Origin of the sequence: Pseudoalteromonas sp. NC201, assembly GCF_002850255.1 — a bacterium.
Lineage (GTDB): Bacteria > Pseudomonadota > Gammaproteobacteria > Enterobacterales > Alteromonadaceae > Pseudoalteromonas.
In genome coordinates, this window is sequence record NZ_CP022523.1 from 545,434 (window position 1) to 570,361 (window position 24,928).

General features: G+C 45.8%; 19 protein-coding genes and 3 CRISPR repeat arrays (1 of these 22 cut by a window edge). Of the genes, 15 read left to right on the plus strand and 4 right to left on the minus strand.

Annotated elements, in window-relative coordinates; all coding sequences use genetic code 11:
- Positions 1-121 precede the first annotated feature (121 nt).
- Both PNC201_RS20320 and PNC201_RS20340 read left to right on the plus strand, forming a co-directional pair.
- Positions 122-1,852, plus strand: a complete 1,731-nt coding sequence (locus PNC201_RS20320; RefSeq protein WP_102058217.1) for an ABC transporter ATP-binding protein — start codon at positions 122-124, stop codon at positions 1,850-1,852.
- A gap of 952 nt (positions 1,853-2,804) precedes the next feature.
- Entirely contained in the window at positions 2,805-3,266 is a 462-nt protein-coding gene (locus PNC201_RS20340; RefSeq protein WP_010603965.1) for a GNAT family N-acetyltransferase, read from the plus strand.
- On the opposite strand, the gene PNC201_RS20345 is transcribed toward PNC201_RS20340, so the two are convergent.
- From PNC201_RS20345 to PNC201_RS20360, 4 genes are all read right to left on the minus strand, one after another.
- Positions 3,255-3,494, minus strand: coding sequence for a Rho-binding antiterminator (locus PNC201_RS20345; RefSeq protein ID WP_102058219.1), 240 nt, complete (start codon positions 3,492-3,494; stop codon positions 3,255-3,257). The genes PNC201_RS20340 and PNC201_RS20345 overlap by 12 nt on opposite strands.
- A gap of 65 nt (positions 3,495-3,559) precedes the next feature.
- The gene (locus PNC201_RS20350; RefSeq protein ID WP_102058220.1) at positions 3,560-5,701 is read right to left on the minus strand and encodes a prolyl oligopeptidase family serine peptidase; all 2,142 of its coding nucleotides are present in this window, start codon (positions 5,699-5,701) and stop codon (positions 3,560-3,562) included.
- 231 nt (positions 5,702-5,932) lie between these two features.
- Positions 5,933-6,463: a DUF3833 domain-containing protein gene (locus PNC201_RS20355; protein WP_010603962.1), complete on the minus strand. Its 531-nt coding sequence runs from the start codon at positions 6,461-6,463 to the stop codon at positions 5,933-5,935.
- Between the two features lie 107 nt (positions 6,464-6,570).
- On the minus strand, positions 6,571-7,092 hold the full coding sequence (locus PNC201_RS20360) for a chalcone isomerase family protein (protein WP_102058221.1): 522 nt from the start codon (positions 7,090-7,092) through the stop codon (positions 6,571-6,573).
- Between the two features lie 144 nt (positions 7,093-7,236).
- Between PNC201_RS20360 and PNC201_RS20365 the strand changes: the two genes are divergently transcribed.
- From PNC201_RS20365 to tnpC, 13 genes are all read left to right on the plus strand, one after another.
- Positions 7,237-7,719, plus strand: a complete 483-nt coding sequence (locus PNC201_RS20365) for a GNAT family N-acetyltransferase (RefSeq protein ID WP_010603960.1) — start codon at positions 7,237-7,239, stop codon at positions 7,717-7,719.
- A 157-nt stretch (positions 7,720-7,876) separates the two neighbouring features.
- Positions 7,877-10,472: a CRISPR direct-repeat array (repeat unit 29 nt; unit sequence GTGTTCCCCGTACGCACGGGGCTAAACCG).
- 384 nt (positions 10,473-10,856) lie between these two features.
- Complete coding sequence (locus PNC201_RS20370; RefSeq protein ID WP_102058222.1) at positions 10,857-11,690, plus strand: transcriptional regulator; 834 nt, start codon at positions 10,857-10,859, stop codon at positions 11,688-11,690.
- A 107-nt stretch (positions 11,691-11,797) separates the two neighbouring features.
- Positions 11,798-14,659: a CRISPR-associated helicase/endonuclease Cas3 gene (locus tag PNC201_RS20375; protein ID WP_102058223.1), complete on the plus strand. Its 2,862-nt coding sequence runs from the start codon at positions 11,798-11,800 to the stop codon at positions 14,657-14,659.
- 530 nt (positions 14,660-15,189) lie between these two features.
- The gene (gene casA, locus PNC201_RS20380) at positions 15,190-16,773 is read left to right on the plus strand and encodes a type I-E CRISPR-associated protein Cse1/CasA (RefSeq protein WP_102058224.1); all 1,584 of its coding nucleotides are present in this window, start codon (positions 15,190-15,192) and stop codon (positions 16,771-16,773) included.
- Positions 16,763-17,371 (plus strand): type I-E CRISPR-associated protein Cse2/CasB, encoded by a 609-nt coding sequence (casB, locus tag PNC201_RS20385; protein WP_102058225.1) that lies wholly within the window; start codon positions 16,763-16,765, stop codon positions 17,369-17,371. Before casA ends, casB begins: the two co-directional genes overlap by 11 nt.
- Before the next feature lie 14 nt (positions 17,372-17,385).
- Positions 17,386-18,432, plus strand: coding sequence for a type I-E CRISPR-associated protein Cas7/Cse4/CasC (gene cas7e / locus PNC201_RS20390; RefSeq protein WP_102058226.1), 1,047 nt, complete (start codon positions 17,386-17,388; stop codon positions 18,430-18,432).
- A gap of 10 nt (positions 18,433-18,442) precedes the next feature.
- The gene (gene cas5e, locus PNC201_RS20395) at positions 18,443-19,192 is read left to right on the plus strand and encodes a type I-E CRISPR-associated protein Cas5/CasD (RefSeq protein ID WP_102058227.1); all 750 of its coding nucleotides are present in this window, start codon (positions 18,443-18,445) and stop codon (positions 19,190-19,192) included.
- A 10-nt stretch (positions 19,193-19,202) separates the two neighbouring features.
- Positions 19,203-19,985: a type I-E CRISPR-associated protein Cas6/Cse3/CasE gene (cas6e, locus tag PNC201_RS20400; protein ID WP_102058228.1), complete on the plus strand. Its 783-nt coding sequence runs from the start codon at positions 19,203-19,205 to the stop codon at positions 19,983-19,985.
- A gap of 70 nt (positions 19,986-20,055) precedes the next feature.
- Positions 20,056-20,985 (plus strand): type I-E CRISPR-associated endonuclease Cas1e, encoded by a 930-nt coding sequence (gene cas1e, locus PNC201_RS20405; RefSeq protein ID WP_102058229.1) that lies wholly within the window; start codon positions 20,056-20,058, stop codon positions 20,983-20,985.
- Complete coding sequence (gene cas2e / locus PNC201_RS20410) at positions 20,982-21,290, plus strand: type I-E CRISPR-associated endoribonuclease Cas2e (RefSeq protein WP_095727294.1); 309 nt, start codon at positions 20,982-20,984, stop codon at positions 21,288-21,290. The genes cas1e and cas2e overlap by 4 nt, the downstream gene beginning before the upstream one ends.
- A gap of 153 nt (positions 21,291-21,443) precedes the next feature.
- Positions 21,444-22,204: direct repeats of the CRISPR family, unit length 29 nt; unit sequence GTGTTCCCCGTACGCACGGGGCTAAACCG.
- A 124-nt stretch (positions 22,205-22,328) separates the two neighbouring features.
- Complete coding sequence (gene tnpA, locus PNC201_RS20415; RefSeq protein WP_102056524.1) at positions 22,329-22,631, plus strand: IS66 family insertion sequence element accessory protein TnpA; 303 nt, start codon at positions 22,329-22,331, stop codon at positions 22,629-22,631.
- The gene (tnpB, locus tag PNC201_RS20420; protein WP_102056525.1) at positions 22,628-22,972 is read left to right on the plus strand and encodes an IS66 family insertion sequence element accessory protein TnpB; all 345 of its coding nucleotides are present in this window, start codon (positions 22,628-22,630) and stop codon (positions 22,970-22,972) included. The genes tnpA and tnpB overlap by 4 nt, the downstream gene beginning before the upstream one ends.
- 89 nt (positions 22,973-23,061) lie before the next feature.
- Positions 23,062-24,537, plus strand: coding sequence for an IS66 family transposase (tnpC, locus tag PNC201_RS20425; protein ID WP_102057852.1), 1,476 nt, complete (start codon positions 23,062-23,064; stop codon positions 24,535-24,537).
- Positions 24,538-24,557: 20 nt separating this feature from the next.
- Positions 24,558-24,928: a CRISPR direct-repeat array (repeat unit 29 nt; unit sequence GTGTTCCCCGTACGCACGGGGCTAAACCG) (it continues 2,528 nt past the right edge of the window).

Consider the following 24,928-nt stretch of genomic DNA (forward strand, 5'->3'; position numbering starts at 1 on the left):
CCTCCTGTTCACATTGCAGTATACAGTCAATTTAAAAATGACCAATAGGTCAATTTTAAATTGACTAAGTCCAAAAATAGGTCAATTATTATATTGTCTATTCAACGGGGACATAATAATTATGAACAATACATCATCTTTAATTCAACTAGTCAGGCGTACGCGGCCAAGTCGCCTATTACTATCAACTCTGGTTTTGTTTACACTGATCTCTAGTATTTTAGGTTTATTAGTGCCTTTGCAAACGAAAAATCTGCTGGAAGAACTTGGAGAAAATGGTCATTTTTCAAATGAACAGGTAGTCATATTAATTATGGTATTAGTATTTTCCGCTGTGCTAACAGGGTTGATGACTTATATCATGGGTAAAATTGGCAATGAGCAAAAGCTTAAATTACGCGGAGACCTTTTTCAGCACCTCATTCGTTTGCCTGTTTCTTTCTTTGATAACACAAGGGCTGGGGAGCCGGCGAATCGCATCGTAAAAGACACTGAAATTATTGAAAACCTAGTGAGTGAGCAGTCTGTATCTTTTATATCTGGTGTAGTTTCATTATTTGGTTCTTTTATTATTCTATGGTTTTTAGACTGGCAAATGACACTCGTGATGCTCAGTGCAGTTACGGTTAGTTTTCTGATTATCTTACCGTTTTCCGTAAGACTGACGGATCTGTCTAAGTCATTACAAGATACTGAAGCCTCTATGCTAGGAAGGTTAACCGAGCTGTTTGCTAATATCCGCTTAATAAGAGCACAAGGTGCAGAGAAAACAGAAGCTAAAAATAATAACAATGAATTGAAGTCACTCTATAAAACCGCAATGTCAGAACATACGCTCTTAGCTACCATGGGCGCATTGGTGAATTTAGTGATCATGGCTTCGATAGTGTTAGTACTAGGGTTTGGCGCATCAAGGGTTGCCAACGGTGCGATGACCCTAGGCGCTTTTGTTGCGTTTATTATGTTTTTACTGAACATTGTGTTGCCGATGGGGCAGTTAAGCATGGTGGTAGCCGCTTTTAATAAAGCAAAAGGAGCGGCCGTTCGTATTAATGAGATCTTAGCAACGACACCACCAAATGAAAGTGGTCATACGATTAGCCTGACTGATAAGTCAATTTATTTTCGCAATTTATCTTTTAGTTATGCTAATGATAAACCGGTATTTAAAAGCTTGAGCTGTGAATTCTTAAGTGGAAAAACGACCGCTATAGTTGGGCCATCAGGAGTTGGTAAGTCTACACTCTTTGCTTTGTTGCAGGGCTTTTATCAGGCGCAACGTGGTTACATTGAAATTGCTGGGCTTAATGTTGAAGAGTTAGACCGAGCCAATTTAAGAGCGCAAATTGGCTACGTTGCGCAAGAGAGCCCGCTGTTGTGCGGCACCTTATATGAAAACTTGGTCTACGGTGCTTTTAAGGCAATAGATGATGAACAATTACAGCATGCCATTACCACGGCCGATTTAGCAGAGTTTATAGCGACACTACCTGATGGGTTGAATACTCAAATTGGTGAGCGTGGCATTACTTTGTCTGGCGGACAAAGGCAACGAGTTGCATTAGCGCGAGCACTATTAAAAGACCCTGCATTGCTGCTGTTGGATGAAGCAACGGCAAGCCTTGATTCACAAAGTGAAGCAGCTATTCAAATTGCCCTGAAAAATGCAAAAAAAGGTCGTACTACAATTATCGCCGCGCATCGGCTCAGTACGGTTATGGATGCTGATAATATTATCGTCATTAACAAAGGTGAGATTGAGTCACAGGGAGATCATCAGTATTTGATGCAACACTCTTCGCTTTACCAAAGCTTAGTGAATAAACAGTTCAACCTTCAAGCTGCAAGCTAATAACTTTGGTTGAGGCCCGTTAGTTGGATAGGTGGAAAGTGAATGAACAGTAATGTCATTGGTAAAAGATTGAATTAGGGCCTGTTGACCTTTGCTGTTTGATTTTTGTTCTCCTGAGTGTGTTTTGGTCGCGACGCTCGACTTGCCGCCTAGTAATCTAGGCAAAAGTTGAGCAACAATGAACAAAGCGCACTCAGGTGAACCCAAAGGGCAGCGCTTGATTGGCATTTCTACTGTGTTATCGCCTGACTCACATAGAACAACTATGCTACGCAGGCTCTGCCTTGTATAAATACCAATCAAACTGCTGCAAAAACAAACTTGAAAGATAAACAGGCCCTAATACTTTTTGATGTTTTTTTGAAGTGATATAGCACTAAAAGTTTAGGTGTGATAAAAAGTAATCATATTTAACTAAGTGCTATTTTTGTTTTTGGTTAAAAAGGATTGGTTTTTAGGGAAGGCAAATTAATTTTCGTAGGTTTGTTTATGCCCCATAGAGCATCACACACAAGTTCGCATACCTCTATTCCGCTGATTGTAGCGCTAACAAGCGTGTTGTTATTACTGACTTTACTGAGCTTTCCAAGCAAGAGCAAACAGTCTGTAGAAACCAAAGTAACAATACTTAAGAGCGGCGCGATAAAGCATGATGCTCGCCAGACAGAATAAGAATGAAAAATTCTTATTTACCTAAAAGTATCTAATTCATACCATCACCTTACACTTTGTAACAGTTCAGAGTTCTTATATTTTATTTATTTAAAACAGATTGTTACTTTATTTTTATAGCGATATTATCAAATTTCCGCAGGCATTCAGCCCATCATCTCACCTCGATAATTTGCTTATTATTTCTAACTCGGTATAGTTTGACGTCGGTCAGAATAGTAATAATATTGCTCACGTTTATGGGCGCAGGACAAATTGGCCTTACTTCTCAGAGGCAGGTATGCAATTAATTCAGTTAAAGTCAGATGACCCACAAGTAGTCGCGGTGTTTTCTGAAATCGATAAGCTTATGAACAGCTTATATCCAATCGCAAGTGCACAGTCTTTATCAATAGAAGAAATTAACCAACCTAACGTGTATGCCGTTGGCTTACAAAATGAAGAGGGCATTGTAGCGTGCGGTGCGATTGTAAAGCAGTTTGATAAAACCTTATACGGTGAAATTAAACGCTTATACGTAAAACCTAGCTATCGAGGTAAAGGGCTTTCTAAACGTATTATGCAAATTTTGCTTCACTATGCGGGTGAAGCGCAGATCCCACTTATTCGGCTGGAAACCGGCTCTAAGCAAGCCAGTGCGATAAGTCTTTATGAGAGCTTGGGATTTGAGCGATGTGAACGCTTTGGTATGTACCGCGACAACCCGTTAAGTGTTTTTATGGCGTTATCACTAAAATCTTAATGTAGTAAAATAGGGGTTGTCAGTATCGGCCGAGATACTGGCAATTTCTGTCAGCACCATGGTGACTGGTTGGCTTTCTTGTTCTAAAACTAAACACTCCTGAGCGTCGACTATAGTCGTGTTTTTGCAGCTGCCACGCACAACTTCACCACCTTTCATCTCAATAGTAACCACTAGGCGTTTTAGGCACGCCAGCTCGATATAATCATACTGTTGGCAACTGATCATAGATAAGTTCTTATTTGAATAAAGCCACCTGCTTGTACAGATGGCTTTTCAAGCTTGGCTTATGCTTAAAGAGACTTAATTCCCATATTGTAAAGCGTAAAGCCATAAATATCGGCATACTGTTCAATCGTCTTGCTTATTGGTGTGCCTGCGCCGTGTCCGGCATTGGTTTCGATACGAATAAGCGTCGGATTCGGACCTGTGTGTTTGCTTTGTAGCTCAGCTGCAAACTTGTAAGAGTGTGCAGGTACTACGCGGTCGTCATGGTCACCTGTTGTGATCATGGTTGCTGGATAATCTACGCCAGCCTTTACGTTATGTACAGGTGAATAACCTTTCAGGTACTCAAACATCTCTTTGTTGTCTTCCGCTGTACCATAATCGTAAGCCCAGCCAGCTCCTGCAGTAAAAGTGTGGTAACGCAGCATATCAAGTACCCCAACCGCAGGTACAGCCACTTTGAATAAATCTGGACGTTGCAACATCGTTGCACCTACTAACAAACCACCGTTCGAACCACCGTTAATTGCAAGCTTTTCACTTGAAGTATAATTTTCAGATACTAAGTATTCGCCTGCAGCAATAAAGTCATCAAAGACGTTTTGTTTCTGCATTTGAGTACCTGCTTTGTGCCATTTTTTGCCATATTCGCCACCGCCACGTAAGTTTGCTACAGCATAAACACCACCTAGCTCCAACCACGCTGCACGTGTAGGGCTAAAGTAAGGCTTAAGACTGACATTAAACCCACCATAACCGTACAACAGAGTTGGGTTGTTACCATCCAGTTTCAGCCCTTTTTTATGGGTGATGATCATCGGTACGCGGGTGCCATCTTTCGAGGTGTAAAAAACCTGTTTAGACACGTAAGCATCTGAATCAAAATCTACTTTATCTGAGCTATATAATTCGCTGACGCCAGATTTTGCATCGAAAGCAAAGATAGATCTCGGGGTGTTGTAGTTAGTGAATGAGTAATAAAGTACTTTATCTTCTTCCTCACCGCTAAAGCCACTCACAGTGCCTACACCTGGAAGCGCAATGTCACGGATCAGTTTACCTTTGAAGTCATATTGTTTTACCAATGAAATTGCATCTTTGATGTAAGTCGCAAATAGGTAACCTGAACCTGTTGAAACCGATAGTACATTGTTGGTTTCTGGGATCACATCTTGCCAGTTTTTTGGTTGTGGCTGTTTCGCATTAACTTTAACGATACGACGGTTCGGCGCATCTAAGTTCGTGCTTAGGAACAATGTGTCGCCTTCACTGTGGATCACGCTGGTATCAGAGTTGGTATGATCTAAAATTGTTACCCAGTCACTATCTGGTTTGCTTAAGTCACGAATAAATAGCTTGTTACCTGAGGTAGATACCGCAGCAGAGATCACCAAATATTTTTTATCGTCTGTTACACCACCATAAACATAGCGGTGTTTTTGCGCATCAGTGGCACCAAAAATGACCTTGTCTTGAACTTGAGGTGTTCCAATCTTGTGGTAATACACCTTATGTTGGTCAGTTTTTGCAGAAAGTTCACTGCCTTTAGGTTTGTCATAGCTTGAGTAGTAAAAGCCTTCATTACCAAACCACGAAATACCACTAAACTTAACGTCTACCAGCGTTTCACCAACCTGCTCTTTTGTTTCGGCGTTAAGCACAATCACTTTACGCCAGTCACTTCCACCTTCGGAAATTTGATAAGCCACCAATGAGGCGTCTTTACTAAAACTTAATCCTGCAAGCGATGTTGTGCCATCGTCGCTCATGGTGTTTGGATCTAAAAATACCTCAGCCTCACCACCTTCTTTTTGGCGGTACAAAACACTTTGGTTTTGCAGCCCATCATTTTTGTAGAAATAGGTATAGTTGCCGTGTTTAAAAGGTTGAGAAACACGCTCGTAATCAAGTAGTTCGGTGAGGCGCTTTTCGATGTCTTTACGATATGGAATTTGCGATAAATATGCCTGTGTTGCCTCGTTTTGTGATTTTACCCACGCTGCGGTTTCTGCACTTTTATCGTCTTCTAACCAGCGATATGGATCCGCTACTTGCGTGCCAAAGTAGTTGTCTACAACGGTGCCTGTTTTAGTGATTGGATATTTCACAGATTGTGTCAATGCCGCATTATTGGATTGTTCATTTTCGGTATTAACACATCCGACAAGCGCAAGCGCTACGGCTCCAGCTAGTATCTTCTTTATCATGGTGGGGGTTCCTATTGGTTCTTATTAGCTACGATCTTGCCGCAGTTTCTTGCGCTTTACTCAGCAATAAAACTTTTTGGTGCGGCATTTTTTATTGAGCACTTCTCAGTGTTGGGCACTAGTCGTGCTACGAGAATAGTGTGGATTTTAGTGGAGTCGGTGTATTTGTCTACAAATTGTAGACAAATACACGAGTAAGAAGGTTAAATTGAAGTTGATTTGGCGTAATTATTATTGCCTTTGCATAAATATTGTTACTTCGGCCATCACAATACCAAACTTTTCGATATAAGAGCGGTTCATAAGGGTGGTTTGGTCAAAAGACCACATCCAATCATCAAAGTGTACTTCATAACTGGTATCATCAACGGGTAGGTCCATTCTATACTGCCAATTCATTGCATTGCCGAAGGTTTCGCCTGATGCTGAGTTGAGGATATCGTCGGCGCGGCCGGTATATTTATTGCCTGCAGCTTTTGTAATAGTCCAAACTCGCGTTTGAACCCCGTCGCCGAGCAAATAGTTGAAGGACTCATCTAAAATAAGTTCAGATTTGGTGTTAATAGAGCCCTTGATATCGACAGTAAACTGTTGAACTAAGTTGCCATCTCTGTCTTGGACTATTCCCCACGCTTTTACATCACCAACAAAAAACTCGTAGGGGTCAAATTGCGGTTTAAGTGTAGCGTACTTTTTACCGTCAATCCCGGAGCTGCAAGCCGACAATAAAAGTAAGGTGAGTACTGCAAGAGTGATGCGCATTGTTTTCTCCTTAGGCTTGAGGCCTCTTTGAGTGCTATTGCTTCTATTATGTCTTGTTGAACAAAGTATTGATGTTGAAATTGAGGGAAAAGGAGCATTAATTATTCTCATTTCAGGCCCAAAAGTTCAGCTCGCATGGCAGGTTCGGAGGTTTTTTCACCGAGCCAAATATTGAAAAAGCGGGTCGTAAATTCCGAATCTTTCACTTCGCCAATAAGCTTTTTATCTTGGTAAAACTGCGTAGTTCCCCCAGGTGTTCTTACGCCAAATAGCATTGTGCCTTTAGAGACATTGGGAAAAATTTTTTCCATTTCTGCCAGCCATCGCTCACCTTGACTTGAGTTAGTAAACCCTTGTTTCTCTATTTCTTTCAGTGATCGTTTTGCTATCTCTTTGCCGTCTAGCTCGCGTAAATATCTTAATGCCAACACAAAAGGCTGATCTTGAGAGTAGACTCCTTGGGGGGCATAAAGGCTGGCATCATAAACATCCCAAAACAAATAGGTCATTCGACTTGTTTTGCCGACTTGTTGAGGGTTTTCTATAAATTGATTTACAAGAGTACTGGTGCTTGCGAAACCCTGAGTGCTGAATAGCAACATCAAAAAGGCAAAGATGACCCTTTGCATACTAACCTCGTCCTATAATAAAAATCAGTTGGCTTGTTATACGAACGAGCTGGAGAGTTTGTTCACTTTGCTGCTGCCTGAAAGGTGCTGTCATCCCCCTTTACAATTTGTTAAGCTGACTAAAACCTACATACAGGAGCCATTATGAGCCTTTCAATTCGCCCAGCAGAAGTAGCTGATGCCGCGACGATACTGCACTTTATCAACGAACTTGCAATTTATGAGAAAGAGCCAGATGCCGTGCTCAATACCGTGGAAGAAATAGAACAGAAACTGTTTGGTAAAGAAGCCAGAGCACACAGCGTTATTTGTGAACTAGATGGCGAAGCAATCGGGTTTGCAGTGTATTTCTTTAATTATTCTACTTGGCTTGGCAAGCACGGTCTTTATCTTGAAGACTTATATGTATCACAAGATAAGCGCGGTGTTGGTGCAGGTAAAGGGATCATGAAATACCTCGCAAGACTTGCACTACAAAAGGATTGCGGTCGCTTTGAGTGGGTGGTACTTGACTGGAACAAACCATCAATCGACTTTTATGAAAGCATCGGTGCTAAAGCACAAAACGAGTGGATTATTTATCGCCTAACAGGACAGGAACTCATCGATTTTGCTGAGCAGGTATAGTGAAGTTTATTAGTCTGTTGGCTATACATTATTTGAAGAGAAACCCCCGATCTTTAACAATTGAGCCGAGTAAACATACGTAGAATTTGTACCCAATATTTTTGGTGAAAATTGCAATGGTGATTTTTGTTAATAGAAACAGTGACATATCTTTAGAGTGTTCCCCGTACGCACGGGGCTAAACCGCAATTAAGCCACCAGCCGATTACAAGGAATACGTGTTCCCCGTACGCACGGGGCTAAACCGACATTAAAGAGGTTGCGCCATCTGATGTGAAAGTGTTCCCCGTACGCACGGGGCTAAACCGGTGGTCGCGGAAAAGGCTGCGCCTGTAGTGCGGTGTTCCCCGTACGCACGGGGCTAAACCGTTACTTCAGCAATGATAAGAGTACACATTGGTGTGTTCCCCGTACGCACGGGGCTAAACCGCAATCATTAGCGCCATGAACTTAACCGCTATAGTGTTCCCCGTACGCACGGGGCTAAACCGGTAAACCCCATTCATTTAATACCACCCGAACAGTGTTCCCCGTACGCACGGGGCTAAACCGGGTTGTATATGACTCGCACCGAATTTGTAAACGTGTTCCCCGTACGCACGGGGCTAAACCGCGGGGTTATAATGATTGAAATCAACAAATTAGGTGTTCCCCGTACGCACGGGGCTAAACCGGCATTGATAAATAACAGGAATTAAATTTATTTGTGTTCCCCGTACGCACGGGGCTAAACCGGCGAAATCAGGGGGAATCGTTACAACATTTCTAGTGTTCCCCGTACGCACGGGGCTAAACCTTTTGATTGGTGTAAGCCCTAAGCTCCGTTGATGTGTTCCCCGTACGCACGGGGCTAAACCGTTCAAAAATAGGCGCTGGAGCTTGTTCTTTGGGTGTTCCCCGTACGCACGGGGCTAAACCGCAACTAAATCACGGTAGTTTGAATCCGTAACCGTGTTCCCCGTACGCACGGGGCTAAACCGCAACTAAATCACGGTAGTTTGAATCCGTAACCGTGTTCCCCGTACGCACGGGGCTAAACCGATGTTGTATTGTTGTTGATTTCTCGATATCTAGTGTTCCCCGTACGCACGGGGCTAAACCGCTACCAACGTTTACCGCGATTACGGCCAATGTGTGTTCCCCGTACGCACGGGGCTAAACCGCTTGTATGTTTTATGCCTATTACTTTACAGCGCGTGTTCCCCGTACGCACGGGGCTAAACCGCTTGACCATCATTGCTTATCACGATGGAGAGGGTGTTCCCCGTACGCACGGGGCTAAACCGTTATATTCAAACGGCTTGTGGCACTTGGCATGGTGTTCCCCGTACGCACGGGGCTAAACCGGTTATTGGGTTGGGAACATTTCCTGACACAGAGTGTTCCCCGTACGCACGGGGCTAAACCTAGAGGGGGCGACTGTATGGGTTGGTAACAACTGTGTTCCCCGTACGCACGGGGCTAAACCGGGCAACCCCTAACGCGTCCTGAATTAGCAAAGGTGTTCCCCGTACGCACGGGGCTAAACCGCATTCAGCCAAACTAGAAATAGGCGCATTTGTGTGTTCCCCGTACGCACGGGGCTAAACCGAATATATCGAGCCGCCCACGGCGGGTACTCGCGTGTTCCCCGTACGCACGGGGCTAAACCGGGTGGTTTATGACCAAAAGGCGTACGCTCATAGTGTTCCCCGTACGCACGGGGCTAAACCGTTACCCAGTGGCAACACCGCTGAGCTGTACACGTGTTCCCCGTACGCACGGGGCTAAACCGGTGCAGTTGCACATTGGCGGTTGGGCTGAGTAGTGTTCCCCGTACGCACGGGGCTAAACCGAATCTTGAGGCAACATATTCACTTTTGGTGAAGTGTTCCCCGTACGCACGGGGCTAAACCGGAAATTCTTTCCTGTGGCACTTGTAATAGATTGTGTTCCCCGTACGCACGGGGCTAAACCGAACTGCATTTCTTCTACGCTTGGTTGTTCAAAGTGTTCCCCGTACGCACGGGGCTAAACCGTGGAGTGAAATCGTTTTGCATACTGCTTTGCAGCGTGTTCCCCGTACGCACGGGGCTAAACCGCAACTAAATCACGGTAGTTTGAATCCGTAACCGTGTTCCCCGTACGCACGGGGCTAAACCGTGCACGACCTCTACAAATCCACAGCGACCAAAGTGTTCCCCGTACGCACGGGGCTAAACCGCGGTTTGCGTTGTAACTCTGCAAAATGTCAGGCGTGTTCCCCGTACGCACGGGGCTAAACCGCCGCCAGAACCAACACAAAAGGTAACACGAGAGTGTTCCCCGTACGCACGGGGCTAAACCGTCCAGTGCTCTCACAAATGCACGCTCTCAGTAGTGTTCCCCGTACACACGGGGCTAAACCGCAGCGTGGTAGCTCACTACTTTTCTGCAATCCGTGTTCCCCGTACACACGGGGCTAAACCGCACCTGTTACCACACAGCCGAGACTGCTGGGTGTGTTCCCCGTACACACGGGGCTAAACCGCGTATTTTAGGCGTTGCGTGGGATTCGGTTGTGTGTTCCCCGTACGCACGGGGCTAAACCGCTAGTAAACCTGAAAACATTACTAATTCACGAGTGTTCCCTGTACACACGGGGCTAAACCGACTCGGAACTACTACATAAGGTTTTAATTGAAGTGTTCCCCGTACACACGGGGCTAAACCGCGTAGCGTGTTCAAAACCCAGTATCTCGACCAGTGTTCCCCGTACATACGGGGCTAAACCTGAGTTATTCAGGTCTGAATCATGTGCTGTATTCGTCCGTGAAGCAGCATCCCTCACGCATCCATGCGCTCACCTTAGCAGGCTGCGAAACTGTGTTTTGGTCCTACTTCGCCCCCGTACGCACGGGGCTAACCAGTAGAACATTTTAGTAGGAAAGAGGCGGTGGACAGCTTGGCTGGAAGTGGTGGCAGGGTGAGACTCGAACTCACATCATATATAAACTGCATATAACCGTTACCCATTGGAAACACTGCCGCAATAGTTGATTATTAATCTATCATCAAAAAAATGCTAGCGTGATCTCTCTGTCAGTTTGTCTCAGGTCAATGACTTACTTTGTTTGTTTTGATACATTTATTTTACGAAAATTTTACCAGAGTGTTTTATGCAGGCTAAGGAAGAGCTGTATTTTAGATATATTGAAGCGGTATTGTTTTGGCAGGGAGAAATCCAGACCGGTACTTTCCAGAGCAAATTTAAGCTTTCAAGGCCCAGCGCACGGCGTTATGTCACCGACTTTATTGAGCGTTATCAGATTGCCGCAAGCTATAATGAGTCTGAGAAAGCCTATGTGCTGGCAAGCCCCTTTACACCTAATTATATCTCTCAGGATTTTACTGAGTATACTAGTCTCACAGGGGAACAGTACATACACAATCTGAGTTCCTCAACGATTACTTCGCTGGCATTACCACACAGAAAGCTTAACCCCACCATTTTGCGGCCCATATTGAATGCCTGTCGGCGACAAAGCGTGCTGGATATTCGCTATCAGTCTATAAAAGAAGGCGGTGAAACCGAGCGCGTGATCCGCCCTCACACGCTGATTAACTCTGGACTGCGCTATCATTTGAGAGCCTACTGTGAAAAAGCCAAAGGCTTTAGAGACTTTTCATTATCGCGTATCGTCTCTGCTTCCCCAGAATTTATCAGCAAAGCGCAAAAGTACAAAAAAGACGACGAAGCCTGGCAGCAGGAAGTCACTTTAACCATAATCCCCGACCCAAGACTCAGCGAGTACGCCCAGCAAGTTATCGCTCACGACTTTGATATGCACAATTACCAAAAGCAAATTAAAACCAACGCTGCACTGATCAACTACCTGATCAGCATTTTGAGGTTAGATGTTCAGCACCCACACCCGGAAGCACAGCAAATTGTGATGGAACCAGCCTGCTATAGAGAGCTAAGGGCCAGAAGGTTGTTATGGAACAGTTAAACAAACGCCCCAGACCGGGTAATTTCTTTACTGGTTGCAATTGCAGGATTGTCGGCGTTTTATTCGCGTCGTAAGCTGAGTGTATTGAAAGCAAGGACCAGAGCAATATGACAGATCTAAACAGTTTGATGTTCAAATACTGGGGTAAAGCCAGAAAGCCACTTGAAATTGATTACTGCATGAGTGAGATTAATGGCGAGTCATTACAAGATATTGTTGAACGCCATCCAGGCGTTAATTCTGTCGATCACCTCAAAGCACTTGCGAGCAAAAAAGGGTGGCAAATCGCCAGGCAGGGCGAAACTTTTCACCGTTATCACCTACTTGTATTTCATAGCCTAGATGTGGCGGCGGTTGCACTGACTTATCTGGATTTGAATAAGCAATTTACACAAGATTTGGCCGAGTTTCTGGGGTTAACTATTCCACAGCTTAAGTCTTTGGTCGGATTCTTTGTTGCGATTCACGACTTGGGTAAATTTGCATCCGCTTTTCAAAATCTCGCTGAGTTTTATGACAGCAATCTAAGTCAGGGAAAGTCCAAAGAGCCATATTCTGCAAAAGATGCCCGACATGATGGGTTAGGCCATCATTTCTGGAAAATGTGTCTAAAGCAGCTTAAAGAAAATAATATTTCAGCTGCATTACATGAAGCTTTGAAGAAGCTTGGAACTGTTAGGATCATACTAAATGCTGTGTTTGGCCATCATGGTGATCCTGTTGTGGCCGGAGAGTTTGGTAGAAAAGACAAGGATTATTGTATTGATGAAAATTATTGTGCGTGTATAGAGTTTATCCAGCTTAGTCTAGAGATGTTTGCCAGTAACTTTCCTGTTGAAAAGTTTGCGGATACGTTGTGGCGAAAACACCTTAGATATGCCAGCTGGCATATCAATGGCATATGTATTTTGGCTGACTGGCTGGGGTCCGATACGGAATATTTTGCTTATCAGTCACAATCTATGGCAATTGATGCTTATTGGCAGAAAGCTTTAAAAAAATCACATAATGCTCTTTTAGACAGGCAACTCACAGGAAATGTTGAAGTTTCGCCTTACGATTCTGTTAAAAAGCACTTTGGCTTCGATACACCAACGCCACTACAGGCTTTTGCTGAGCAGGTCCCTGTTGGTTCTTCACCTCAATTATTTATTTTGGAAGACGTGACTGGAGCAGGTAAGACGGAGGCCGCACTGATCCTAATACATCGTTTGATGTATGCAGGTGCTGCTGATGGATTTTATTTTGGCTTACCTACCATGGCCACATCCAGTGCAATGTATCATCGCATTGCAAAGCATTATCTTCAGATGATGTCGATTGATGGTAAAAAGGCGAGTTTGGTTCTGGCACAGGGCGCAAGTATGATGGAAGAAGCTTATCAGGATTCGCTCATATATAATCAGCTTCCTGATATCGAGTATGGTAATTCCGACTCCACAGCGAGTCAGGCCTGTCATGTTTGGTATGCTGACTCTAAAAAGAAAGCGCTGCTTGCTAAGGCGGGCGTTGGCACTATCGATCAGCCGTTGCTTTCCATTTTACCTTCTAAACATAGCGCTCTTCGGGTTCATGGACTGGTGCGAAAAATATTAGTCCTTGATGAGGTACATGCGGCAGATCAATATATGTTTACGATGCTGGAAGATTTATTAAGGGTTCATTTAAGGTTTGGTGGCAGTGTCATACTACTAACGGCGACATTACCCCATGAAAGGCGCAACCGGCTTTGCAATATTTGGCAAGAAGAGCTGGGTCTTGAGCATGTAGAAAACATCCAAAATTCAGAGTTTCCGCTGGTAACCGGAATTGACCAACAAGGCAAACTGAAAGAGCAACCTGTTGGTAGTCTGTCCAGAAATCAGAAATCAGTACGGGTTGACTTCATTCACTCAGAACAGGATTGTATCGACGAGATACTGAAGCGAGCAAAGCGAGGAGAGGCAGTTGTTTGGATCCGTAATACCGTAACGGATGCTCAAAACGCTTATGCTTTACTGGCAGAGCATTATCCACAAGAGCATATCATTCTGTTCCATAGCCGCTTTGCCTTATACGACAGAAAACAAAAGGAAAAACAGGTATTAAGTAAGTTTGGCAAAGAGAGTGGGCCTGAACAAAGAGCTGGGAAGATACTTGTTTCAACTCAGGTATTTCAGGAATCGATCGACGCGGATAGCGACTTTATGATCAGCGATATCTGCCCTATTGATGACTTAATTCAGAGAGCTGGGCGGTTAAAAAGGCATATCCGTGATGCTAATGGTAACTATAACGATAAGCTAAAAGAAGATGAACGGCCTCCTGCATTATTAAAGGTGTTTTGCCCGGAGTGGCAAAATGAACCTGAAACAGACTGGTTACATAAAGGGCATTCTGGTACAGCTGCAGTTTATCGAAGTTCAGCAATTATTTGGCTAACGCAAAAAGTATTAAGAGAAAAAGGGGGTATGTACTTGCCTGAGAAGGCGCGAGATTTGGTTGAGGGGGTTTATAGTCAAATGGCACTTAATACACGCCCAAGTAACTTAGATTGCCACCATAGCGAATATCGGGCGCGGGAACAGACTATGGAAAACACCGCTAAACAGCTAAAGCTGGAATGGGACAAAGGTTACAGCCGTGAAGCGGGAAAAGTGTGGTTAGGTGAGGAGCTGGAAATAAACACGCGTTACAGCGACAGAGTCAATATTCAGGTAGTGATGTTAAAGCTGACCGAAGGGGAAGAGCTAACTTTCTATGCTGATGGTTTGGCTAAAAAGCATTTGTTACAGCACAGTGAAATTCGGGTAGATGAGGAGTCAATAGCTAAGAAGCTAGCGCCAGTTCCAAAAGAGTATAGCGAGCAGCTGGAGAGTCTTTTCGAGCGCTACCCCTCATTGAAATACAAACGGTTCTGGTTACAAGGTAGTGATGAGAATTATCTCTATGAAGATAGTAAAGGTTTGATTCAAAAGGAATCCCCGTGAGCACGGGGAACATAAGTTTCAATGTGCGGAAGATAATCCCCACACCGGGTGAGCTCCAAGCTTTGGAGAACAGTTTATTTTAACTTAGGGATGCAGAAGTGCAAATAAATAATCAAGGTGTGTGGATTTTCGTCGGAACAATGGATTTTTTTAAGGTGTGAGGATTTTCATCTGAACACTGAACAAAGTGCTTGCAATATAAGGATGGCTCAATGACAATGTGTTACAGGTTGTTTTGAAGATGTAACGGGGCTGCATCTGCAAACCCCGTACACCTGTGTGAGAACTTGGATAGTAGCGAGGATGCAACCTGACTTCAACTCAGCCCCAATCTTTCAAAGGAAAAAATATGACTAAGACAAACCAAGAATGTGAATTAGTTTTTCGTTGGGTTAAACGCACTAGTTGTGGAGCTGTTTTAAATGCGGAAGAGTTTCGTCTGAAGATTTGGCCACTCAGCCTCTTCAAGTTGTAATGGATTGATTCACTAATCATGGGGGCTTACCCCCATTTCAATTAGGGAAAATGATATGAGTAATTTAGTACAAGATCCTTGGCTATATTATCGGCTCAAGGATAACTCAATTAGGCAGTTGCCTTTGTCGGCAATAGCAAATCCGGATGTGATGGACTTTGCCTTGCCACGCGCCGATTTTTACGGAGCAGCCTATCAGTTTGCAATTGGGCTATTGCAAACCTGTTGTTCTCCCGAAGAAGAGGAAGACTGGCATGATTGGTATGAATCCCCTCCATCGGAACAGGCATTAACCGAAGCGTTCGATAAAGCGGCACATGCATTTAACTTATTTGGAGAAGGCCCGCTGTTTATGCAGGACTTAGATCCACTGGACGGAGCAAGCACGCAAAATATCAATACGCTATTGATAGAAACACCTGGCGATAACACGCTTAAAAATAATGTGGACCATTTTATAAAACGTGGTAAAGCAGCAGCGCTATCTCCAGATATGGCGGCACTGGCGCTCTTCACATTGCAAATTAACGCCCCAGCTGGTGGTGTTGGCTACAGAACTGGACTACGCGGCGGCGGGCCACTTACTACCTTATTGTTACCCAACGATGAATCTCCCAGCCTGTGGCGCAAGTTGTGGCTAAATGTCTGTATTGAACCCCAAGTGAGTGATGCACAGTTACAAGGTGGTCAGATCTTTCCCTGGCTTGAAAGCACCAAAGTGAGTAAAGGTAAAGGCGCTGAAGTGCTATCAAAAGATGTGCACTTTCTTACGCACTTTTGGGCAATGCCGAGGCGCATACGGTTACAGCCAGAGGAGTCTGCGGGCACTTGCTCACTGACTGGCCATCAATGTGAGGTGTTGGTTAAGTCTTTTGCCACCACGAACTATGGCAACAACTATGCAGGGAGCTGGTGGCATCCGCTCACGCATTACCGCAGTAACCCGAAAAAGCCGAATGAAGATAACCTATCCAGTAAAGGGCAACCCGGTGGCATTCAGTATAAACAATGGCACGCCTTGTGTTTTGCCAATGCAGATGAGGGGAATCACCCAGCCAGAGTGATCCGTGAATTTTACGATATCAAAATGGACTATGTAGATCTGCAGCCGCGACTTTGGGCATTTGGTTTTGATATGGACAATATGAAAGCCAGAGGTTGGTACGATAGCCAGTTTCCTATATTTTTGCTTGATGAAGCAAAGCGTGCGGATGTTATTCACGACTTAAATTATTCGATCCAACTGGCTTTAGAGTTCAGTAGCATGATGCGTATGCAGATTAAAGAAGCGCTGTTTGACAGGCCTAAAGATATAAAAGCAGATTTAGCGCAACATGTGTTGTGCTACTGGCAAAACACAGAACGCGACTTTTTTACTGTCGCTGAAGCTATTTGCATTCAGGGAGAGTTGCAAAGTGAAGATGCCAAACGCTGGTTTTACCGGGCACTCAATGCCGTATTAGATATTTTTGATGAAGTTGTATTAAGTATCTCAATGGATAATCAAGCGATCACCAGAAAAATTGCCGCTAGACAAAAACTGACGGCTTGGTTGCATGGTAAGAAGACCAGTAAAGAATTTAAACAGCGTTATAACATAAAGACTGAAAACAAGGAGGCGCACGCCGATGATGTTTAATTACAAACCGCAAAGCCAGTTGTTTAGATCAACCAGCTGGGATGCCTTCCACTGTGTATACCGTTGGTGGATCTCGATGTCAAATGACGAGGAGAGGCAGTCTGCACATAGAGTGAAGCCTGCGCCGACCGTGTTTCGTGCTCAACTAAAGCGTGCCGCAAGGTTAGATGATGTGTATCTGACGCAGGGGTTTTCCGCACTGTGGCAGGATTTACCGGCTGAGATCCATGACAACCAAAAACATTGGCTGATGCCCTGTTTTGCTGTGATAGCTAAAAGTCTCAGTATGGTTCGAGGGCACCATGACAGTGGCAGTTTTGCCCATGATTTAGGACGAGTCGAAGCGGAAGGAGAGAAGCCCTTAGTCAGTGAGTTGCGATTTCAGAACCTTCAGGCTGCAAAAAACGAGCAGGAATTTGTTACACAATTGAGCCGTCTTCTGGCCCAGTTGAACAATAAAACAAACATTTTAAGCCTAGCAGACGACATCGCCTGCTGGTTTGAAGAACACAATTATCAGGCGCCCAGACGGGCTGACAAGCGGATCGCCGTACGCTGGGCGATGGACTATTACAAAGATGTAGCGAACAAGGCATAAATAAGGAAAATACCATGAGCAAATTTATTCAGATCCACACTCTTACATCATACGCACCTGCAAATCTGAACAGGGAAGAAACCGGTAGACCGAAAACAGCCAAGTTTGGTGGCTTTGAAAGGCTGAGAGTCAGTTCGCAAAGTTCAAAGCGCAATTGGCGGGTGAGTGACGTATTTCAAACGAGCTTAGCTGAACACATTGGTACCCGAACTAAAAAGTTGGGCGTTGAGGTTTTTAACTACCTAACCGAAAAAGAAGTAAAAGAGGAAGACGCCAGAGCTTGGGCAATTGTGATCGCGGGAGTTTTTGGCAAAGGTAAAAAAGACGCGCTGGAGATTGAGCAGTTAGCGCACATTAGCCCCAGTGAAAAAGCAGCGGTATTTGCTCTGGCAGATCAGCTAGCAGCTGAAAATCGCGGGCCGCAAAAAGATGAGTTGCAACTACTTAAAGCAGAAAACCAAGCCGCAGATATAGCCTTATTTGGCCGCATGTTGGCATCGAGCCCAGAGTTTAACGTTGAAGCGGCGTGTCAGGTTGCGCACGCAATCAGTGTTGAAAATGTCACCGTAGAAAGTGACTACTTTACCGCGGTGGACGACCTCAACGCAGGAAAAGGAGATCAAGGTGCTGCGCATATTGGTGACAGCGGTTTTGCTTCTGCGGTGTTGTACAACTATATCTGCATTGATAAAGAGCAGCTGGTAGATAACCTTTCTGGTGATTTAGAGCTTGCCAACAAAACCATCGCCTCATTGCTGGAGTGCATCGCGAAAATCTCGCCAAAAGGCAAACAAAATAGTTTTGCATCTCATGCTTATGCCTCTTACATTCTGGTAGAAAAAGGGGAACAGCAGCCTCGTTCACTTGCAAGTGCTTTTGTAAGCCCTGTAAAGGCCCTTGACGAGAGTGAGAACGTGACGCAAATCGCTGTTCAGCGTTTAGAAAGCCAAATCGAGAACTTTGATTCTGTTTATGAGCCTTGTGCAGATAGTCGTCAGTCTATCAATGTATTAACCGGTGAAGGCAACTTTAAGTCTTTGCAGGCTTTTGCTGCTGATTAATGGGGTCTCTATGAAAACCAGTAATTATTTGGTGATCAGACTATACGGGCCTTTAGCCAGTTGGGGAGACGCGGCTGTGGGCGGCGACCGACCCACCAATATTCGCCCGACACGAGGCGCATTGCTTGGTTTGGTTGCTGCTGCGCTTGGCATTAAGCGTGAAGATAAAGCCGACTTAAATACGTTAAACGAAGCGTTAAGCTGCCATGTTAAACAGTACAATGCGGGTAGCTTGCTCAGAGACTTTCATACAGCGCAAGTACCGAGTGAAGATAAAAAAGTGCGGCTATACACTCGGCGTGACGAACTGGTTAAGTCGAAAAAGGTAAACACCGTACTGTCAAACCGTGATTACCGGGAAAGCGGGCTGTGGGTTGTTGCGCTAGAATCGAGCTCTTCAACGTACTCGTTAGAGGTGATCCGCGCTGCATTGTTACGGCCTAAATATATGTTGTACTTGGGACGTAAATCTTGCCCATTAGCAGCACCGCTGTGCCCGACCTTGGTTGAAAACGTATCGCTAAAAGCGGCATTAGATCATGAGTTCCCACCGATACTAGGTACTGAGCAGGCCGATTCAATTTGGCTTAAACCGGATAAAACCGTGAGTTACTACTGGCAGGGTGACAGGGCAGATCTCATCGCTGAGCAGACAGAGCGAGTTCATACTCAGAGTGTACGGGATAATCCGATAGACAGGAAAGAATGGCTGTTTGACTTGCGCACCGAGCATCAGCTGGTGGTTGAATATCAAAGGTAAGGAGGAGCTAGTGTTTTTAAGTCAGATAAAGTTGTTGGGTAATGCCATGGCCAGAGAGGAGCGTCAAAAACTCGCTGTGAATGGTTGCTACGCCAGCCACCAGTTACTCTGGAAGCTGTTTGCCGGTGAGCAAAAACGCGGTTTTTTATATTGTACCGTCAATGACGCGCTCGATCAGTTTATGGTGCTCTCGGCACAGGAGCCGAAAAACTATAATGAGATATTTGCTATCCAAACCAAGCGATTCAACCCTGTATTATATCAGGGACAAAAGCTCGGCTATCAAATTACACTTAATCCGACGGTGTGTAAAAACAACCGTCGCCACGATGTGGTGATGAACACACAGCAAAGTTTATTGCTAAGCGAGCTTACAAAGTTGGGGGTAGATCCTCAAGTGAGCAAAAAATCTCGGCTTAAAAGCCAATTGTTGGATTTTGCTGATGATGGTGTTGTCGCTAATTGGAAAGCGGAATTGCAACTTTCTGAGCAAATAGCACGCAGCGATCTACTTGAAATGTGGTTAAGGTTTAAAACTGATTTAGTGTTGCGCCAGTGGTGGAGTGAGCGGTTGTTGAGCCTGAGTGCCAGAGCTGAGTTAGCTGATTGCGATATTTTTGCTTATCAGCAACACCAGGTTGCAAAAGGGAAAAACCAGATCCGCTTTTCTACTGTCGATATAGTCGGTCAGCTTGAGGTGACAGACCCCGAAAAGTTTACTGAGGCATTATTCAACGGCATCGGCCGCTCCAAAGCTTTTGGCTGCGGGCTGATGTTGATTAAACCTTTGTAATCTAATCAGTAAGGCGGGGAGACTCGCCTTTTTCTTAGCTAATTTTTTACTTAATTTGGGAGTGCAGGGAATGGCATTTCTTCCTTTAAAACCTATTCCAATTAAAGATCGTAACTCCATGATTTTTATTGGTATGGGGCGTATTGATGTGCGCGACGGTGCATTTGTTGTGATTGATGAAGTAAACGGCGAGCGGATGCTTATTCCGGTGGGTTCTGTGGTGTGCATTATGCTGGAACCGGGTACTCGGGTGAGTCATGCGGCGGTGAAGTTGGCAGCGACCACGGGCACGTTGCTTATTTGGGTGGGAGAAGCGGGAGTCAGGCTCTACTCTGCGGGTCAGCCCGGCGGTGCGCGCTCCGATAAATTGCTCTATCAGGCCAAGCTGGCGTTGGATGAAAACCTGCGACTTAAAGTCGTACGCAAAATGTTTGAGCTACGCTTTGGCGAACCGGCACCGGAGCGACGCTCGGTTGACCAGCTTCGGGGCATTGAAGGCACGCGCGTGCGCAAAACCTATGAGCTGCTTGCCAAACAGTATCAGGTGAGCTGGCAGGGACGACGCTACGACCCTAAGGATTGGGCAAAGGGCGATGTGATCAATCAATGTATCAGCGCCGCTACGTCTTGCTTGTATGGCGTCACCGAAGCAGCAGTGCTGGCCGCTGGCTATGCGCCTGCCATTGGCTTTTTGCATACAGGCAAGCCATTGTCGTTTGTGTATGATATTGCTGACATTATAAAATTCGATACCGTGGTGCCTGTGGCGTTTAAAATTGCCAAACGGCGGCCACAATCCCCCGATCGTGAAGTACGCATCGCCTGTCGCGAAGCGTTCCGTAAAGACAAGGTATTACCACGCCTTATCCCGCTGATTGAAGAAGTATTAGCCGCCGGAGAGGTAACACCGCCCGAGCCCTATGCTGACGCACAACCGCCTGCTATTCCTGAGCCTGAATCCATAGGCGACGAGGGCCATCGCAGCGGAGGGTCACTATGAGTATGTGCATGGTTGTTACTGAGGCGGTGCCACCGAGGTTAAGAGGTCGTCTGGCGGTGTGGCTGCTGGAGATCCGCGCCGGTGTGTATGTAGGTGATGTGAGCAAGCGCATTCGTGAAATGATCTGGTTTCAGGTCAGTGAGCTGGCGGAAGACGGCAATGCGGTTATGGCTTGGGCAACTAATACCGAGTCGGGTTTTGATTTTATCACTTACGGCGAAAACGCCAGAATGCCTGTCGATTTTCAGGGCCTGAGATTGGTGAAGTATACGCCCAGAGCAAATGATAATCCGGGAGCTGATTAGCGAACGCCCCACTTTTTAATTCGATTTAATGCTCTTTAACAAGTTGGTGATTAAGATTTATACCTCATAGTGAGAGGTGCTTTTGTACCTAAAATTTTCGGTAACTTTTACTAGGTGATTTTTCTTTATTAAAAACAAGTATATAATTTTAGAGTGTTCCCCGTACGCACGGGGCTAAACCGTGAGCGAAACACTCGCCATTGATGCTACCGACGTGTTCCCCGTACGCACGGGGCTAAACCGGAGATAGTTTAGCGCGCAATTGTGTTTTTAGAGTGTTCCCCGTACGCACGGGGCTAAACCGCATTCAATACAGTTGCACACTATGCAGTACGTGTGTTCCCCGTACGCACGGGGCTAAACCGATTTATTGAAGTGGAGAGCAACTAGCTATGGCGTGTTCCCCGTACGCACGGGGCTAAACCGTTAAATTTAACTATACTCAAGCGCTGGCGATTGTGTTCCCCGTACGCACGGGGCTAAACCGTCACCACATATACAATTTCATCACCCATTTTGGTGTTCCCCGTACGCACGGGGCTAAACCGCTACAGCTGAGTTTCTTCATATTACTGAGAGGGTGTTCCCCGTACGCACGGGGCTAAACCGGAATTAACATGCAATGCGTCACTATCACCGAGGTGTTCCCCGTACGCACGGGGCTAAACCGTGACCACAACCACCGGAAAGGCAAACATAGGAGTGTTCCCCGTACGCACGGGGCTAAACCGTCATGATTCGGGCATTAAAAGAGGTGTATTGAGTGTTCCCCGTACGCACGGGGCTAAACCGCATCTCAGATTCTTTCAGTGGTGACTTTTCAAGTGTTCCCCGTACGCACGGGGCTAAACCGTGTTTGTTGTGCAGTGAGCCGTCGACATATGTGTGTTCCCCGTACGCACGGGGCTAAACCGTTCTTCAATGTCTTCTGTTTTGAATAAATCATGTGTTCCCCGGTAAGCGTCGCCTGAACCACACCTAGCTACTGAATACGCTCAGCCTATAAAGTACAACTCTGACCTCAATTCGGAGCTGACCATGCCTAAACACAAAACCGCAGAGCAATGGCTGCAACTTATCGAACAACAGGAACTCAGTGGTTTGTCTGTCACTGACTTCTGCACGCAGCACAACCTTAGTACCAAGTCTTTTTATAATCGCCGAAGTAAACTTCGCACTAAAAAACCACCTGAGTCATCTTTTATTGCCGCTAAGCCTGCTGCATCTGAGTCCGTTTCTCTGCCTGAGTTGTTACAGCTCAAGCATGGTCAGAATACGGTGTTGTTGCCATCAAACACAGATGCTCTGTGGTTGGCTGCACTGCTCAGGGCGCTGTCTTGATCTGCTGGCACAATGAGTCTGTTTACTTGCACCGCCAGCCAGTAGACTTTCGTAAATCCATCAATGGCCTCTCGGCGATTGTTGAGCAAGAAATGGCAGCACACGCGATGAGCGGTCAGGTGTTTGCGTTTTGCAATAAAAACAAGGACAAGCTGAAGGTGTTATATTGGGATAAAACCGGCTTTGCCTTGTGGTACAAGCGCCTTGAAAAAGACAAGTTTAAATGGCCCGACAAAGAAGACGATGACGTCATTACACTCAGCGCCGAACAATGGCAGTGGTTATTGTCTGGCTTATCGGTCATTGCCCACAAGCCGCTCAGCTATGGTTATAACGTATGATCATAACAGGGGTTTTTAGATCACGAATTAATCTAAGCTATTAATTTAAAAACAGTTACTCTGTTGATACAGTAGACTGYATGAAAGAAATGAATAAACTGCCTGATGATCCTCAGCAGTTGAAGCAGATCATTGCTCAGCTTCAGGCGCGTAATAACTACCTCGAAGAACAATTCAGACTGGCCCAGCAAAAACGCTTCGGGGCCAGCAGTGAGTCGCACCCTGCACAAGCTGACTTGTTCAATGAAGCCGAAACGCTGGTTGAAGAAGCACCTGAGCAAGACGTGGAAACCATCGAATATCAGCGCAAAAAGCCGACACGTCAGCCACTGCCAAAAGATCTGCCCCGCGAACGTGTTGTGCATGACATCGACAACAAACAATGTGACTGCTGTGGCGGTGAGCTGCACAAAATGGGCGAGGATGTGAGCGAAAAGCTGGAGTTTATCCCGGCCCAGGTCAAAGTCATCGAACATGTCAGACCAAAATACAGCTGCCGGCACTGTGAAAAAACACAAACCCGGGTTGAGATAAAACAAGCCCCAGTCCCACCGAGCCCGGTCCCGAAAGGTATTGCCACGGCCAGTTTGCTGAGCCAGATCATCACCAGTAAATATCAGTATGGCTTACCGCTGTATCGGCAGGAAAGCCTGTTCAAACAATATGGTATCGCACTGAGCAGGCAAACCATGGCGGATTGGGTGATCCGCTGCGCCAGTTTATTCAAGCCGCTCTATGACAGGCTGCACGAAGTGTTGCTACAGCAACCGGTACTGCACGGCGATGAAACCACGGTTAAGGTGGTGAAAGAAGACAAACAGACCGGTTACATGTGGCTGTATTGCAGCGGCACGGACTCGCCTGTGGCAGAGGAAAGCATCCCCAATATTGCCCTGTTCGACTATCAGAATAGTCGTGCGGGTCGCTGTCCTGTGGCATTTTTACAGGGCTACAACGGCTATCTGCAAGTTGACGGCTATGCAGGCTATGAGCAAACGCAGGCGACACTGGTTGGTTGCTGGGCGCACGCAAGACGCAAGTTCAAAGAAGCCGCAGATGCGCAGGCCAAGGGTAAAACTGGTAAAGCGAACTGGGCGCTCAACCATATTCAAAAGTTATATCGAGTTGAGACTGCAAACAAAACAGCAAGCGCAGAGGAGCGGCAGGCTGCACGGGTACAACAAAGCGCACCGCTGCTGGCCCAGTTTAAAACCTGGTTAGATAAATCAGCACAAACGGTGGTACCAAAATCGAAGCTGGGCGAGGCCGTCCACTATACGCTAAGGCAGTGGCCGAAACTCATTCACTACCTCGATGACGGACATCTAAAGATAGACAACAACCGGGCAGAGCGCGCTATCAAACCGTTCGTCATAGGGCGAAAGAACTGGCTGTTTAGCTTCACCACAAGTGGCGCTGAGAGTAGCGCAATCCTCTACAGCGTGATCGAAACAGCCAGAGCAAACGGCCACACCCCATTCGATTATGTGATGCATTGCTTAAACGAATTAGCCCAGCCACAGTACGATATCGACAGTTTACTGCCCTGGCATGTTAGCCTCTAGGTGTAGTTAGCCGTACGCTTACGTTCCCCGTACGCACGGGGCTAAACCGAACTAACCCCGACGGCATTTATGTAATGGGTAGTGTTCCCCGTACGCACGGGGCTAAACCGCGCTTCAGTTTGCTAATGATGCGAGTCGGTCTGTGTTCCCCGTACGCACGGGGCTAAACCGTCTCTTTGACCCAAGCGCAATTACCCAAGCTGGTGTTCCCCGTACGCACGGGGCTAAACCGGGTTTAATGTCATGCAATCACTGCCTGAAAAGGTGTTCCCCGTACGCACGGGGCTAAACCGGCATTCCTCAATGTCTTGTATTTGACCATGAAGTGTTCCCCGTACGCACGGGGCTAAACCGAATTAATTAACGAGCTATCAACTCCACGTAGGGTGTT